The following is a 15,394-nucleotide window of genomic DNA, read 5'->3' on the forward strand; positions in this document are numbered from 1 at the left end:
TTAACTAAAAAGGCGCTTGATATACCACTAGATTCAAAGATTTATACACTATATGAATAGGCAAATGATGCCCACTTTGGTTTACTTTTTTCAACCCGTGTTACCAAAACGGTCATATCATCAATAACTTTTCCGTGATTGCTCCTTACTACTTCTTCCAGGATTAAGTCTGCGATTTCTTGTGGATCATCCGTTTGCATCTCTCTTAACTTCCGTTTAAGCCACACTTCTCTATTTTCCTCAATTCTGGTGGTTTCCAATACCCCATCGCTAACCATCACCAAAATATCCCCATCTTTAAGTGATTCATTGACTGGATCAACATCAAATTCATCCAAGATCCCTATTGGAACATTACTTCCTTCAACCGGATAAACGCCACCCGCTCGAATGATATAGCTGATTGAAGCTCCAATTTTCAGGAAGTTTGCCCTCGGCTCTTGAAGGTCAATGATAGCCAAGTCAAGCGTGGCATAAATTTCATCAGAGGTCCTAAGAGATAAAATTGAATTGATAGATTGGATCGCCACGCGTTCATTAATACCAGATTGTAAAATTTGTTTTAATAGTTTAAGCGTTTCAGAACTTTCTAAGTATGCTCGTTCACCATTACCCATCCCATCACTTATGGCTACAGCATAACGACTTTTTCCAAGCTCCAGCATTATATAACTGTCACCCGACAAGAAGTTGCCATTCTTAGCTGCATGTGCAACGCCTGTTGTGAGCTGATATCGCTTAATTGATGAAAAGTTAAATGTACGATAACCACTTGTTTGATCAGCGGGGTCTTCTGACTCAATAATAATAGATTCATCAAACAGCTCAGATAACATTGGAGCAATAAGTTTTTCACCTTCTCCCCGATAATCAGTAAAGTGAAGGGTCATTTCTATATCCACATTTCCTTGATCGATTGAATACAATTCCAGGCGGTCAAGAGACAAGTTCAATTGTTGAATCATTTGTTTAATTTCTTCTTCATGCCAATCATGCTCTTGTCTTTCCTTCATGATTTCCTTAGCAAAATTATTCATCACTTCTGATACACCATTTAACTGTTCTGATACAAACTTACGACTTTCTTTAACTTGCTGTTTAAGCCTTTTATTAGCCTGATAAAAAGAAAGCTCATATCTCATTTGATCAACCATTTGATCTTGTTTAATACAGAAGTTTTTTAATTTCCCAACGTTGAAATTTAACTCAGAGGTATCATGATCTTCAATAGATTGAATCGTATTTTGTAAAACTGAATAAGTACGATCGAAATTGTTCACCCAACAGTTATGTTTTTTCAAGCACGTCTGACATGTTTTTTCCGTAACTCGACTTAAGTATTCATCAACTTCAGAAGTTGATTCTAAATTCTTTTGCTCTAAATCATAAAAAGCAAAGCTATGTGATAATGCCTGAAACATTTCAGAAAAACGTTCAACACGTTCAGCTGTCGCATTTCTAACTTTCTTTACATATTGTTCCTGGGCCTCTTTTTCTTCTTCGGTGCCTGGAATAAACGTTGCAATCTGCTTGATCACTTTCTTCGGAGTCAAAATAAACACCATAGCTGCAACAGCAGACTCAATTAATAGTTGCTCAAAAGATAATAAATCCACTTGATATAAACCAATAAGTACAGTTGCCACAAACATCCCAAGAACGACTCCATATTTATTTGTGACTTTTAATAAACCTCCCAGTAAGCCTGCTAATGCTAATAAACTGACTTGATATAAATGGAAAGTGCTAACTAAGCTGAGCATTAACCCGACAATAACTCCAATAGCTGACCCTACTGTAGCACCCGCAATAAATGCACTTAATAAGATAAAATATTTCGACCCAACTTGCTCTAGCCCAATACCCGACACTGTAATTCCAACGAATCCAGTTAACACAGCTGTTGTCAAAATAACTAAACAAATTAGCTCCTCAACTTTCACCTTAACTGTTGGTCGTTTATTTGATAAATAAGGAAAAGAATGAAGAAAAATCATAATTAAAAAGGCACTCAAAACAGCTTCAACAGCTAGTATCGCTGAATCGTACATGACCATATTACCTTGCTGTAAATAATACAGACCTCGTCCAATAACAGAACTGATTAAAGTTGCTGCAATCATAGGACCTGTTAACTTAGCCATTTTAGTTAAAAACAATTTATAAAAGAACATAAGAATGATGCCTGCAGATACAATATAAATGGCTTGATTTAGATTAATCGATACAGCTCCTAGAGATAAAAAAAGAAACACAGCAAAAGCTGACTGTTTCCTTGTAATAATGGTAGCTGCTAAAAATGCCAGAGCAAACGGAGACAGTGAAGATAAAATAATGGCCCTTCCTAAGAAAAAGCCAATAATATAAAGTAACCAGCCTTGATCAAACAGCTTCTGATAGACAAAAGATTTAATAGATTGAGAGATTTGATAGGCTTTTTGGAATTTTGGTTGTTCAGTAGCCACTGTGCCAACTTTTGATAACATGTCCATTTCCACGACCACTCCTTTAACATTGATTCAAACACATTCTCTATTAAATTTTTTGTCAAAATAGAGTGGTATAATAAAAAAACTTTTCGACTTTTTATAACCGCATTTCTACAAGTTTATGTAAAACGACAAGTTTTTTAAAATAAACCTGTCAATTAACCAAAAGTTATTAAAAAAATTGTTGACACAATAAATATCGTGTTGTACTATAATTTTTGTGCTTGAAAAAATTAAATGAACACATTTACTTAATGGCGGTGTAGCTCAGCTGGCGAGAGCGTACGGTTCATACCCGTGAGGTCGGGGGTTCGATCCCCTCCGCCGCTACCATTTTAATAAGGCCCGTTGGTCAAGCGGTTAAGACACCGCCCTTTCACGGCGGTAACACGGGTTCGAGTCCCGTACGGGTCATCACAAAAAACCTTCAATCATAAATTGAAGGTTTTTTAATATTCGTTTGACTCTACTTCGAAAATTCAGCTTTTACTAAAAAAGCAACATCATATTGTTGCAATTCATCAATATGACTATTGAAGTCTTCATAGAAATCTCTTGTTAGTGAACTTATAAAACCCTTATCACTAAAACATATATTTGCTAAAACTACTTCACCTTCGTCCAAAGTTTTACTTTCGTATATATTTCCACTTATGCTCGTCATCTGATCAAATTCACCTGTGTTGATATCAGGTCCCTTTAGCGTTCCTATTCCAAAATCACTTTGAATTCCAATGTTAAAGTATGGATTCTGTTCTTTGTCCTTCGTATTCGAAATTATTATCGAACCATTTCCATCAATTTGGGTTTTTAAACGATTTAATTTTCCATCTACCAATTCACCTAGTTCGTATTTTTCAATCCACACAGCGACTTCTTTGTAGTCACGATTAACACTAAAATCAAATACAAACGATTGATCTGAAGTAGTTTTAAGTATGGCATTCTCCCTATCTGTTAATTCAACAAGAGAAATGGTGTTTGTTTTAGAATTATTAACACAAGAACTTAAAGTAAAAACCATTAAGACCAATAAAACAGCAATTAACTTTTTCAGCTTAACCCCTCCCTTTCTGTAATCTATTCTCGACCCTATTTATCAGCATAAATCCACAAATGAAAACACCACTATTTTAACATATATATCCATTTGTTTTTAAAAATCTATTCATTTAATTGAATGTAGAAGTTTGGACACTTACCTGATACTCACGAACCCACCATACAAAAACTATAATTTTCCAAATATAAAACTACCTATCGCACTGATAGGTAGTTTAGTTTATAAAATCTTTATATTATCGACTCACAAATCTTTTTTCGACAGCAAGTTATCCTCTTTTAGCACCTCGACCTCCACGGCGGGATTCCGTATGCTTTTTAAGTGACGCTAGCTTATCTTCGCTTTCTTTTAGAAATTTATTCATCTGAGTTTCGAAGTTTTCGCTACGTTTCTTCTGTACTTGTTTTTCATACTTTTCATTAGCTTTCTTAATTGATAAGCCAATTTTCCCGTCCTTCTCAACATTTAAAACTTTTACTTCGACTTCGTCTCCAACAGAAAGGTGTTCGTTAATATCCTTAACGAATTTATTAGCAACCTCACTAATGTGCACTAATCCTGTAGAGCCGTCTGGTAGTTCAACGAATGCTCCAAAGTTTGTTATGCGGGTAACCTTACCACGCAACTTGCTGCCTACTTCAACTGACATAAAAGAAATGCTCCTCCTTAAAAATTTAAAAGATATATTCTTATATATTATATATAAGAAAAGAAATAAGTGTCAATAAGAAGGGTCCTCATCTGGTAACTTAAAAATAATTTCTCCATCTTTAGAGAAGAAATAATCCTTTCTGGCGATTTGTAATAAGTAATCTACATCACTTAACAACTCTATTTCTCGCTTCAGATCGGCATTTTCTTGTTTGTATTCTTCTAATTGAGCTATTTTTTTATGATATTCTTGTTGCTTTTCATCCATTTGAGCTCTTTGATTCATATGGGTCATGAACAAGGAGCCAATTAACACAAAGAAAAGCACACCAAAAGCGGTCAAACGACGAATTAAACGTTTCTTTTCTCTCGTTTTCCTTGCCAATTGCTGTTCATGTTCTTGTACGTACGATGATTCAATTTTTGTGACGTTACGTTTATTACGAATCGGCTTCGTCATCTTTCCGCCCCCTGTTTTTCCAAAGGTTAAAGATTCCCTGCTTTACTTTATATACCATTCTACTACATGTCTTAAACAAATTCAGTAGGTATTTTTGGAGAAATTTTGGAATAAAAGGTCGAATCAGAAGAATAATTAATCGATAAATGACATCGATTATCTTCCATAATATGGTCAGTGTTCCAACAATTAATGCAACAAGCAGGCGAATAACCCAAAAGACAGGTTGCAATATTAGTCGGTCTATAACATTTTTAAGGAAATTAACAATTCCTATAAATAATTTTATAAATCCTTTTAATAATGGAATATAAACGGGCTGCAACAATGCAAAATAAGCAGAAATACCTAATAATACTGCCAAAAATAAATAAAACCTTATCATGCCACCATTAGTTAAAAATAGAAGGTAAAAAATTAAGCAGCCTTGAGTTAAGAAAAACAATGTATCGACGATCACTCGGTTCCAATAGGTGGACGGGCGAAGCAACAATTTATAGGTATCAAACATGGCTGTTACAAACACACCCGCCCCTACCATTGTAACTAACGTCATTAATTGAGTATCTAGATTCATTATTTAAATATTTTGCTTAAAAAGCCTTTTCCTTTATTTCCTTGGTGATCATCGATATAACTAAAGGCTTCAATCTTCCCTTGAATCGTCAATAACCCTTCTTCAACATTGAGGTTTTTCATGTGTAAGTTCTCTCCACGAACGACAAGGTAGCCTAAAGTTGTTTGAAGTAAAAACTCCTCTGTGTCAAAGCTATCAACATCCTTAACTCCTGTTAGTTCCATGCGTCGTCGGTTAACTAATTTTAACTCATGATCACGTTCGCGATCTCTTTCATTTTTATATCCATTTGCATCAAATTGCATGTCCAATCCCTCCTATCACTATTCCTATGATAGAAAGGACAAGATTAGCACTAAAAATTGATAGTTTTAGTACTAATCTGCTTGTTGTTGAGAGACTTTTTCTTCTTTTACGACCGTATATAATGTATTTGCTTCATCTTTTCTTACTTGTTCACTTAAACGCTCAATACGTATCGTAAGCAAGGTGTGTCCGAAGCGAATTTTCAACTCGTCACCTACTGTTAGCTCTGTTGAAGCTTTAGCGGGTCTTCCGTTTAATTCAATTCTCCCTTGACTTGCCACTTCTTTTGCGACTGTCCTTCTTTTTATTAATCGTGATAGTTTTAAAAATTTATCTACTCTCATAAGTACACTCCTTGATTGTTTATAATTGTTTAGCTTTTTCCCAGTATTGATCCATCTCTTCTAATGATGCTTCAGTAATTAATTTTTGGTCTTCTACCATCATTTGTTCAACCTTTTTAAAACGTTGAATAAATTTATGACAGGTGCGATGCAATGCGAGCTCTGGATCAATTTTATAAAAACGAGCGGCATTAACTAGTGAGAAGAGTAAATCACCGAACTCCATCTCAGCCTCATCAAGTGAACCATTCGACAATTCCGCTTCAAATTCCTTTATTTCTTCTTTTACTTTATCGAACATTAACTGCGGTTCGTTCCAATCAAAACCAACTTTAGAAACCTTTTTCTGAATCTCTTGAGCAAACAATAACCTTGGCAGTGACTCATTTAAGTCCTCTAATACAGAATCTAGCTTTGGTCTATCTTTCTGTTTGATTTCTTCCCAATTCGCTGTCACTTCATCAGCAGATGCTACGTCAATATCCCCAAATACGTGAGGGTGGCGTTCAATCATTTTATCTGTAATAGAACGTATGACATCATCTACCGTGAAAAAACCACTGTCTTCAGCTATTTGGCTATGTAACATTACCTGTAGTAACACATCACCTAATTCTTCAGCTATATGATCGTCATCTTCTTCATCTATTGCCTCGATCACCTCATAAGCTTCTTCGATAAGATATTTTCTTAGTGATTCATGTGTTTGTTTTTTATCCCACGGACACCCATAAGGCCCCCTTAGTGTCGCCACGACATCTCTTAACACCGAAAATTGATGATGTAATACAGCGTCATCAGCTGGTTTTACATACAATGTTGTTAAATTAGAGAACTCAAAATCACGGTCCAATTCATATAATGGGACGGTTTGCACTTTTTGTTGTTCTGTACCTGCTGCTTGTACAATCGTAATGGGGTAATCGTAAGGCAAATCCTCCATTAGCGTAATTTTAACATCAGCCGCTACCATACCATCATATACCTGACCGATGAGCAAGTGCTGACGATATTGAATGGTGTGACGCTGTAAATTTGTCCCATCCAATAGCTGAAAACCTTCAATCGGGTCCGCTTCAACTGCTGTAAACAACGCATCAAGGAAACTTTGGCCACCCAAAATATCGATTTCAATCTTTTCACTTTTTGACTCCAACAACAGTTGAACGGTCTTTTCTGCTACCATGGGATGACCAGGAACAGTGTAAATAATATCCTCGTTTTGACTAACTTTTATTAATTCGTCAACAATCCCTTGATAAACCATTTCAAATTGATCATGAGACTCATATATATCATCCATAAACTCAAATTCAATGCCTTCTTGCGCTAATTCTTTAACGACAGGATGCTCAATCGTACGGGTAAATATTTTTTGATTAGCCTGTTTTAATTGGCGATAAACACCGAGCGGAATTTCATTAATGGTGCCCACGCCCAGCCCTATTACTGTTATTTTTCCCAAGCTATATTGCTCCCTTCACATCAATTGCCTTTCAATTCTTTCAAATCCTGCTGATTGAATAGTTTTAATACGAATAAACCGATCCCAACAATAATGACTCCTAATATGCAGAGTATCAAAGTTAGAATAGCTAAAGTCAATCGAGACGGTTCAATAACATAATCTGTTAGAGTGGATTGAGTGAATGTTACTACTCCCCACATGACTAACAGTATAAATATAGATTTTATTATAAAAAGGATTGAAGCATTTATTTCAGAAATAACCTTCCACTTCCATAGAAAAACACATAAGAGAAATGCAGCAGCTCCAATATAAGCCCAACTAGAGCCAATTATTCCGAATTTAGGGATAAGGATTAGATTTAATATATACTTAATTCCAATCATTATTAAGATCCATTTCAGTTGCTGTAGACGATAATTATACTGCTGTAAAAATACAGATAACATAATAATCATCGAAAGCAAAAACACGATCAGCATCATCCACTGTAAAGCTGCTGTTCCATCATTGGTTTTAAATAAAAGTGGATTCATAAGTGGCATAATTGCTATTAAACCAATAGATGCTCCCAATGATAACAAGAATGTCCATTTAAAAGCGAGTTCCATCCTCAGATGGTTTTGACCTAGCGTTGGAATTAAAGCTAAAGCTAACGATGAACCAATAACGAGTCCCATTTGAATAATCGGGTGACTACGGTCAAATATCCCTTTCATGCTTTTAGCTTCTTCAAACGAGAACCCAAATTGTTGTAACAACTCAACCATTGTAAATACATCAACCACTTGTAAAACCAGATGCATCATATAAATTAAACTATAAATCGCTACTCCAATTAACAACACCTGAGTTAGTGAACGATTAAGTTTAAAACGATGGAACTTGATGGTTCTTCTCTTCCAAAAATACAATCCTATTAACATAATACATGCAACCATAGTTCCAATTATTGTGGACCACGCCGCATAAGAACCTATTTGATATACAGATAAATTGGTATATTGAATAATCCAATAAGTCATTACAATAATTAATACAACTCGAATAAATTGTTCAATAATCTGGGATATCGCTATATATTGGGGTAAATTAACGCTTTGAAAGACTCCCCTTAAAGTAGAAGATAAAGGGATTAACAAGAACATCGCACCTGCTACTTGAATTGAACCATTTAGATTAGGGTCTCCCATCCACTGTGCAAATAAATCAGAGAAAAAATAAAAACCTAAAAATAAAGCTACTCCTAAACCAAATAATATGGAAAACACCATCCACTCATGAGGAACATGGTTAGAGGCGGTTGACTTACGATTTGAGCCTATTTGTGATATAGCACTAGGTATACTATAGATTGATAAGAGTAATGCGACAGATAGTATAGGGTAAATTTGCTGATAAATATATAACCCCTCATCGCCCGCCATGTTTTGCAACGGCACCCGATAAATCATGCCCAGGACTTTACTAATAAAACCTGCAATTGTTAAAAATATAGCCCCTCTCACCCATAATGCTTGCTGACTCATATGAAACCCCGTTCTAATTATATTTTGCATTTATTATAGCACACCAGAAAATGAATAAAGTCCGGAAAACAACATAAAAGGTCCGGAAAAATGCTGTTTTTAAGGGTTTTTGACAAGATTCGACCCTGGAAAACTAACCAAAAGCTCCGGAAATATCAAAAAAGGGTCCAGAACTTAACCGTAGGGTACCTTATAAAAGCAAAAAAACAGTAAGGGTTTACCCCTTACTGTAAGCTTCGAACTATTCCATTTGCCTGGCCAAAAAGTTTGCAGCTGCTTGACATACTTTAACTTCTACGTCCGTTAAAGCACCTTTGTCCATAAGTAAAATAACACTACCCACTGGGTCACCATTCGATATGATCGGTTGAATAAGATACGATGAAACCGTCTCCTCTTTGCCTTCTACAATTTCAATAGATGACTCATTTTTTTCAACTTTACCTTCACGCTTGTCCATTGATTCCTCAACGACTTTACCGACATTTTTGTTTAAGTACTCTTTTTTTGATGCTCCTGCAATAGCTATAACTTCATCACGATCTGATACTAGTATTTTTTGGCCTAAGGAATCAAATAATGCATGGGCATACTCTTGTGCAAATTCACTTAATTCATTGATTGGTGAATATTTTTTTAGGATGACTTCACCTTCACGATCGACGAATATTTCTAATGGATCCCCTTCACGAATACGTAACGTTCTTCTAATCTCTTTAGGGACAACAACTCTGCCGAGATCATCAATACGGCGTACAATTCCTGTTGCTTTCATTTCTTGAAATCCCCGCTTTCTTTGATGTACTTGCATAGGTGTGATGACATATACTGAACACCTGCTAGTAATTTTTAGTATGAGACAAGAAACATAATCTATTCATGGGTTAGCTGTTTTTTTGTTTCGCCGAGTTTTGATAATAAATCTTCAACGATGTCATATCGCTTGTGTTTATTGTTTCTTTGGAATTGCAACTTCAATTTTAATTGCTTTCCTTCAGTTGCTAGCTGAACCATTCTACCATAGCTATTAGCCAGTTCAAACAGCTGAGCACCGTCAACTTTTTGACTTTCTTCAGTCTGCATTAGAAGGTCTATCTTATTTTTACGTTCCTCAATATGTTCGATTCGCTCTTGTTGTGCAAGTAGACGAATACGAGATACTTGTAATAAATCTTCAACTTCTTTAGGGTACTCACCAAATCGATCAATTAATTCATCTTTAATGTCGTATACTTCATTAATGTTATCCATTGCTTTAATTTGTTTATACATCTGAATTTTTTGAGCTTCATCAGTGATATACTCAGAAGGAATATAAGCATCAATGTCTAATGACATTTCAACTTCGAAAGGTTTGGTTTCCTCATATGTTTTCCCTGCTTGTTTTGCTTGAATAGCATCATTCAACATTTGTGAGTACATGTCAAACCCGACTGAATCAATAAAGCCATGCTGTTCTGTACCAAGTAAATTACCTGTACCACGGATGGATAAATCGCGCATCGCAATCTTAAACCCTGAACCTAATTCCGTAAACTCTTTAATCGCTTCTAATCGCTTTTCTGCCACTTCTGTTAAAACTTTATTCTGTTGATAAGTAAAGTAAGCATAAGCCAGTCGGTTCGAACGGCCTACGCGCCCTCTTAACTGATAGAGCTGACTTAACCCCATCTTATCCGCATCATAGACGATTAGTGTATTTACATTAGGGATATCTACCCCTGTTTCAATAATCGTTGTACTTACTAGTACATCAAAATTCCCCTCTAGGAAATCAAACATGATTCCTTCAAGTTGACGTTCATTCATTTGACCATGCGCAAAGTTCACTCGGGCATCATCTACGAGCATATCTATTTCACCGGCTATTTTTTCAATCAAGTCTACTCGATTATACAAGAAAAACACCTGTCCACCACGAGCCAGCTCTCGTTCAATCGCTTCCCGAATAAAAGCAGGGTTGTACTCCAGCACATAAGTCTGAATAGGAAATCTGTTTTCCGGTGGTGTTTCAATCACTGATAAATCACGCACTCCGACCATCGACATGTGTAATGTTCTTGGAATAGGTGTTGCCGTTAGAGTTAGCACATCAACATTTGTCTTAAGTTGTTTGATTTTCTCTTTATGTTTAACTCCAAAGCGTTGTTCTTCATCAACGACCAGTAAACCAAGATCTTGAAATACAACATCCTTAGATAACACACGATGCGTACCAATAACGACATCAATTAAACCTTTTCTCAGCTTATCGAGTGTTTCTTTTTGCTGTTTTGGTGTACGGAAACGACTGAGCAAGCCAACATTTACACCAAACTGCTGAAAACGCTCTTGGAACGTTTCAAAATGTTGTTGCGCAAGAATCGTTGTTGGGACTAAAACGGCTACTTGTTTATTATCAAGTACGGCTTTAAATGCTGCTCTGATGGCAACTTCCGTTTTTCCATAACCAACATCCCCACATAATAAGCGATCCATTGGGCGTTCTCTTTCCATATCAGTTTTAATTTCTTCAATACAACGTAATTGATCTTCAGTTTCTTCATACGGGAATGCCGCTTCAAAATCACGTTGCATCTCTGTATCTTCAGAGAATGCATGACCTTTAGAAGCTTCACGCTCAGCGTATAACTTAATCAAATCATCTGCAATATCTTCAACAGATGATTGAACACGAGATTTAACTTTTTTCCATTCGCTTCCGCCTAATCGATATAGCTTAGGCTCTTTTCCTTCTGACCCAACATACTTTTGGACCTGGTCAATCTGATCAACAGGTACATATAATTTATCATTACCCGAGTAATTAACGACCATATAATCTTTATGGACGTCATTCACTTCAAGCGTTTCAATACCTAAGTATTTACCTATCCCGTGGTTAATGTGAACGACATAATCGCCCACTTTTAACTCTTGATAACTCTTTATCCGTTCAGCATTAGATATCTTTTGTCTTTTTCGCTTTTTAGGTTTTTGTTTTTTAAACAATTCTTCTTCAGTTAACACCGCAAACTTAAAAGCAGGCATTTCAAACCCTTGGTTAAGAACACCTTGTACGACTATAGGTTCATTTACTGGTAGCTCCTGATCTTGATCAACTTTATAAGCAGTCATTTCATAGTCATCTAACACACTTACAATGCGGTCCATTCTCTCTTCACTTGATGCAAGAATGACGACAGAGAAGCTGGCATTTGTCCAACGTTCAATTTCACTTTTAAGCATTGGCATTTGCCCATGGAAAGTCTGCATTTGTCTACTGGATAAATTAATAATATTCTCAGGTTTTGTATTAGGAATATGTCTTAAGAAAAGTGAAAAATATACCTTTTGATAATTAGTTTTTTGCATGACAGTAGCCCAGTCAAAGGTTAACGTTAGCCCGTTAACTAATGACTGGGTTTCTAGCATATCTGTATACCAATTGGCTTCTTCACGGTCGAGTTGTTCTGCCGTCTCACTTACCCGACTCATTTCATCAAAAATAACTACGGTTTGATCTGAGACATAATCTATTAAACTATGTACTTCATCATAAAATAGTGAGAGATATTTGATCATGCCAGGGAAGTGTTCGCCTTGTTCCAAACGCTCTATATCATATGAAATAGTTTCTCTAAGCTTTTCTTGGGCTTCTGGTTCTTTTATTTTCTTTAATGACTTCGCTAATAAATCTTTTAATTTTTGAGCACCTTCGTCCATTTGTTCTTGAGTTAATAAAAACTCATCAACTGGACCAATTTGAATATCTTCTAACTCTTCTTTAGAACGTTGATTTTCAGCATCAAAATATCGAATAGATTCTACTTCATCATCAAACCACTCTATACGAACAGGGTAATTTTCAGTTAATGGATATAAATCTATAATCCCACCGCGTCGACTGATTTCCCCAGGAGATGTAACCATATCCGTAAACTTATACCCCATCGAGATAAATTGTTCGACTGACTCTTCATACGAGTGTATTTCCCCTGCTTTTAAATAAGCTGTTGTTATTTGGTTTGAATTTTTCGGAGGTAATACACGTTTAAGAGCAGCTACAGGAGCAACTAAAATACCTTCCTCTTGCCGCTGCCACTTCTCCCATACTTCTAAGCGTTGTGCTTTTAATTCAGGAGAAGCTGTCTCGGTTTCTGCTGCTAGTAATTCATTGACTGGATATAGATATACATTTTCGTGACTGGATATTGAATGAAGTTCATCATAAACCTTCTGAGCTTGTGATAAATTATGAGTGACGTATAAGACAGGACGTTCTGTCTTTTCCTGGAGAGCGGATACAAGTAACTGTCTAGTCGTATTCGTTAAACCAGCTACTAACTGCTCATTCATGCCGTCGTCTAGTCCCTCAATAAGATTGACGATATCATCTTGTTCAGTAAGGTATTGTTTTAAATTTAACAAAAGCTTTCTCCCCTATCTTATAGCAAAACATCTCATGAGAAAAACAGAAAAATGCTTTGGTGAACAACCAAAGCTTAAGTACATTTTATAGTTTTATTAATGAATAAATGTATCATTTTCAAATAAATTAGGATTTTGAGCAAGAATTTCTTCACAATGTTCGCAAATGAGTTGAACAGACACTTCACCTTCATCATTCAACTGAACAATATCTAATGCAAAAGGTTGTTGTCCTATTAAATCATAGACTCTGTCTTCATCTTCTATGACACCCATCGATTGCTGACAGTGTCTACATTTCATATTAACTGCCACCATATAACCTCCCTTGGCAAACTACTAGTTAGTTTTTCCAAACTGCAGGAGATTTATGCAGCTAACTTACTGGTTATACGTGTTCATCACTTCTAGGAAAGGTTTTTTCATCCAATCCTCTACAGCATGTGATGAGCGTTCAATGGCTACATCGACTTCTTTACGAGTCGCCTTTGGAAATTTCCCAAGAACATAGTCAACCACAGGCAGATCATTTTCAGGGCGTCCGATTCCAAAACGAATTCGGTTAAACTCTTTCGTGCCAATTTGTTCAATAATGCTTCTAATACCATTATGACCACCATGGCCGCCTTTTTGACGTAAACGAATCTTACCAGTAGGTAAATCTAAATCATCATAAATAACCACTACATCTTCTGGCTCTAAGTCATAGTAATCCATCACTTTTTTAACGGCTTGTCCAGATAAATTCATGTAAGTTTGTGGTTTAATTAGTATGATTTTTTCTCCGTTTAAGTGCTCAACTGTGTAATGTGATTCAAAGCCACTCTTGCTTAATTTCCAGCCATGATCTGATGCAATATGGTCTACAACCATAAAGCCTATGTTATGGCGTGTCTTGCGATATTTAAATCCTGGATTCCCAAGGCCTACTATACACTTCATTTTTTGTGACTCCTTTATTGATTAAGAAAAGTAAAAAATTCCTCACTAAAGTTTGATATTTTTTAGTGAAGCTACAGGCGGACGCTTTCCGCGGGCACGGCTTCAACGAAGGAACATCAATGAATAATCTCCATTGCACCTTTGCACCGAGGAAGCTTACTTCGAAGCATTCCTAGAAGACGCAGGTGCATCCCGCGTGAATTTCGGCTCGTGCTTTTCCCGCGAAGACCTGGACGGTCAAGTGTCGACGTTGGCCACAAAATCTACTTGCTTTACTTCTTTGCGTTATTTTGCGCCGAGTAACCGCAGGCGCAGGACGTGGCCGTTTTTAGTCGACCAGGAGTCGTCGCCTTTCGCTCAATAATTACTTTAATATTCATCACTTAGCAAAATAAAAATTAACAGAATCAAAGAAAAAAAGATCGAAGTCTATGATAGTGTGACTTCGATCCCTTTATTAGTATTTTGAAATGAATTAAGAATTATTCTTTGTCATCATCAGATTTTTCATTAATGACTTCTGGCTCTGCATTTTCTTCTGCAACACCTTCGTCACCTTCTTCAGGTACTTCCTCTTGCTGAGGTGGAAGGATCGTAATGATTGTTGCATCATCATCATCTAAGATTTCATAGTTCTTACCAGATTTTAAGTCACCAACAGTTACACTGTCACCAATATTTAGTTCTGAAATATCAATTGAAATTTCTTCAGGAATATTATTTGGTGTAGAACGAACGTTTAGTGTGTGCATAGCTTGCTGCTTCACACCGCCGTCTTTAACACCTTGTGACTCACCTTCAAAGTTAATGTTAACTTCTACATCAACTTCAGTAGACATATCTACTTGATAAAAGTCAGCGTGAACTAACTTATCTTTAATTACGTCTGATTGGTAATCGTAAAGCATTACGCTTAACGAATCTTTACCTTCTACTGCTAATGAAAATACAGCGTTACGACCTTCGTCGCGAACGTTTTTAATTAGTTCAATTTCTTCTACTGCTACTGTAACAGGTTCTTTCCCTTTACCGTAAACTACGGCTGGAACGTAACCTTCTTTTCTTAAATTTTTAGTTTGATATCTTCTTAAATCAGATCTGTCTTTGGCTTGAATAGTTGCTGCCATGTTTTCTCAACCTCCGTTAATAAAATAC

The 15,394-nt window shown here is 36.2% G+C and carries 14 protein-coding genes and 2 tRNA genes; 2 read left to right on the forward strand and 14 right to left on the reverse strand.

Features of this window, described 5'->3' with window-relative positions:
- Positions 1-41: 41 nt before the first annotated feature.
- Entirely contained in the window at positions 42-2,492 is a 2,451-nt protein-coding gene (spoIIE, locus tag E3U55_RS09330; RefSeq protein WP_134340167.1) for a stage II sporulation protein E, read from the reverse strand.
- A 253-nt stretch (positions 2,493-2,745) separates the two neighbouring features.
- Here spoIIE and E3U55_RS09335 point away from each other — a divergent pair.
- Both E3U55_RS09335 and E3U55_RS09340 read left to right on the forward strand, forming a co-directional pair.
- Positions 2,746-2,822: transfer RNA gene (locus E3U55_RS09335), tRNA-Met, on the forward strand.
- A 9-nt stretch (positions 2,823-2,831) separates the two neighbouring features.
- Positions 2,832-2,903, forward strand: a tRNA-Glu gene (locus E3U55_RS09340).
- Between the two features lie 52 nt (positions 2,904-2,955).
- Here the strand turns inward: E3U55_RS09340 and E3U55_RS09345 are convergent.
- The 13 genes from E3U55_RS09345 to E3U55_RS09405 form a co-directional block, all read right to left on the reverse strand.
- A complete protein-coding gene (locus tag E3U55_RS09345) occupies positions 2,956-3,522 on the reverse strand; it encodes a hypothetical protein (RefSeq protein WP_134340168.1) in 567 nt (188 codons plus the stop codon).
- A gap of 298 nt (positions 3,523-3,820) precedes the next feature.
- Complete coding sequence (locus tag E3U55_RS09350) at positions 3,821-4,201, reverse strand: S1 domain-containing RNA-binding protein (RefSeq protein WP_134340169.1); 381 nt, start codon at positions 4,199-4,201, stop codon at positions 3,821-3,823.
- Between the two features lie 72 nt (positions 4,202-4,273).
- The gene (locus E3U55_RS09355; protein WP_134340170.1) at positions 4,274-4,663 is read right to left on the reverse strand and encodes an FtsB family cell division protein; all 390 of its coding nucleotides are present in this window, start codon (positions 4,661-4,663) and stop codon (positions 4,274-4,276) included.
- Positions 4,644-5,240: a spore cortex biosynthesis protein YabQ gene (gene yabQ / locus E3U55_RS09360; protein WP_134340171.1), complete on the reverse strand. Its 597-nt coding sequence runs from the start codon at positions 5,238-5,240 to the stop codon at positions 4,644-4,646. Before yabQ ends, E3U55_RS09355 begins: the two co-directional genes overlap by 20 nt.
- Positions 5,240-5,545 carry a sporulation protein YabP gene (gene yabP, locus E3U55_RS09365; RefSeq protein WP_134340172.1) on the reverse strand — a complete coding sequence of 102 codons (306 nt, stop codon included), beginning with the start codon at positions 5,543-5,545 and terminating at the stop codon, positions 5,240-5,242. The genes yabQ and yabP overlap by 1 nt, the downstream gene beginning before the upstream one ends.
- A gap of 72 nt (positions 5,546-5,617) precedes the next feature.
- Entirely contained in the window at positions 5,618-5,890 is a 273-nt protein-coding gene (locus tag E3U55_RS09370) for an RNA-binding S4 domain-containing protein (RefSeq protein ID WP_134340173.1), read from the reverse strand.
- Positions 5,891-5,909: 19 nt separating this feature from the next.
- Positions 5,910-7,355, reverse strand: coding sequence for a bifunctional methyltransferase/pyrophosphohydrolase YabN (yabN, locus tag E3U55_RS09375; protein WP_134340174.1), 1,446 nt, complete (start codon positions 7,353-7,355; stop codon positions 5,910-5,912).
- 20 nt (positions 7,356-7,375) lie between these two features.
- A complete protein-coding gene (locus tag E3U55_RS09380; protein WP_194840863.1) occupies positions 7,376-8,887 on the reverse strand; it encodes a polysaccharide biosynthesis protein in 1,512 nt (503 codons plus the stop codon).
- A gap of 241 nt (positions 8,888-9,128) precedes the next feature.
- Positions 9,129-9,662: a stage V sporulation protein T gene (gene spoVT / locus E3U55_RS09385; RefSeq protein WP_134340176.1), complete on the reverse strand. Its 534-nt coding sequence runs from the start codon at positions 9,660-9,662 to the stop codon at positions 9,129-9,131.
- 98 nt (positions 9,663-9,760) lie between these two features.
- Positions 9,761-13,297, reverse strand: a complete 3,537-nt coding sequence (mfd, locus tag E3U55_RS09390) for a transcription-repair coupling factor (protein WP_228547523.1) — start codon at positions 13,295-13,297, stop codon at positions 9,761-9,763.
- 96 nt (positions 13,298-13,393) lie between these two features.
- Positions 13,394-13,612, reverse strand: coding sequence for an anti-sigma-F factor Fin (locus E3U55_RS09395; RefSeq protein ID WP_194840864.1), 219 nt, complete (start codon positions 13,610-13,612; stop codon positions 13,394-13,396).
- Positions 13,613-13,678: 66 nt separating this feature from the next.
- Entirely contained in the window at positions 13,679-14,239 is a 561-nt protein-coding gene (gene pth, locus E3U55_RS09400) for an aminoacyl-tRNA hydrolase (RefSeq protein ID WP_134340178.1), read from the reverse strand.
- A 482-nt stretch (positions 14,240-14,721) separates the two neighbouring features.
- Positions 14,722-15,366 carry a 50S ribosomal protein L25/general stress protein Ctc gene (locus E3U55_RS09405; protein WP_134340179.1) on the reverse strand — a complete coding sequence of 215 codons (645 nt, stop codon included), beginning with the start codon at positions 15,364-15,366 and terminating at the stop codon, positions 14,722-14,724.
- Between the last annotated feature and the right edge of the window lie 28 nt (positions 15,367-15,394).

Source organism: Filobacillus milosensis (assembly GCF_004402015.1).
GTDB classification, from domain to species: domain Bacteria; phylum Bacillota; class Bacilli; order Bacillales; family Alkalibacillaceae; genus Filobacillus; species Filobacillus milosensis.

Bases quoted from the DNA above. Each gene is read 5' to 3' on its own strand.
- spoIIE (WP_134340167.1), bottom strand. From the start codon at position 2,492: ATGGACATGTTATCAAAAGTTGGCACAGTGGCTACTGAACAACCAAAA.
- yabQ (WP_134340171.1), bottom strand. From the start codon at position 5,240: ATGAATCTAGATACTCAATTAATGACGTTAGTTACAATGGTAGGGGCG.
- E3U55_RS09350 (WP_134340169.1), bottom strand. From the start codon at position 4,201: ATGTCAGTTGAAGTAGGCAGCAAGTTGCGTGGTAAGGTTACCCGCATA.
- yabP (WP_134340172.1), bottom strand. From the start codon at position 5,545: ATGCAATTTGATGCAAATGGATATAAAAATGAAAGAGATCGCGAACGT.
- spoVT (WP_134340176.1), bottom strand. From the start codon at position 9,662: ATGAAAGCAACAGGAATTGTACGCCGTATTGATGATCTCGGCAGAGTT.
- E3U55_RS09380 (WP_194840863.1), bottom strand. From the start codon at position 8,887: ATGAGTCAGCAAGCATTATGGGTGAGAGGGGCTATATTTTTAACAATT.
- pth (WP_134340178.1), bottom strand. From the start codon at position 14,239: ATGAAGTGTATAGTAGGCCTTGGGAATCCAGGATTTAAATATCGCAAG.
- E3U55_RS09405 (WP_134340179.1), bottom strand. From the start codon at position 15,366: ATGGCAGCAACTATTCAAGCCAAAGACAGATCTGATTTAAGAAGATAT.
- E3U55_RS09370 (WP_134340173.1), bottom strand. From the start codon at position 5,890: ATGAGAGTAGATAAATTTTTAAAACTATCACGATTAATAAAAAGAAGG.
- E3U55_RS09355 (WP_134340170.1), bottom strand. From the start codon at position 4,663: ATGACGAAGCCGATTCGTAATAAACGTAACGTCACAAAAATTGAATCA.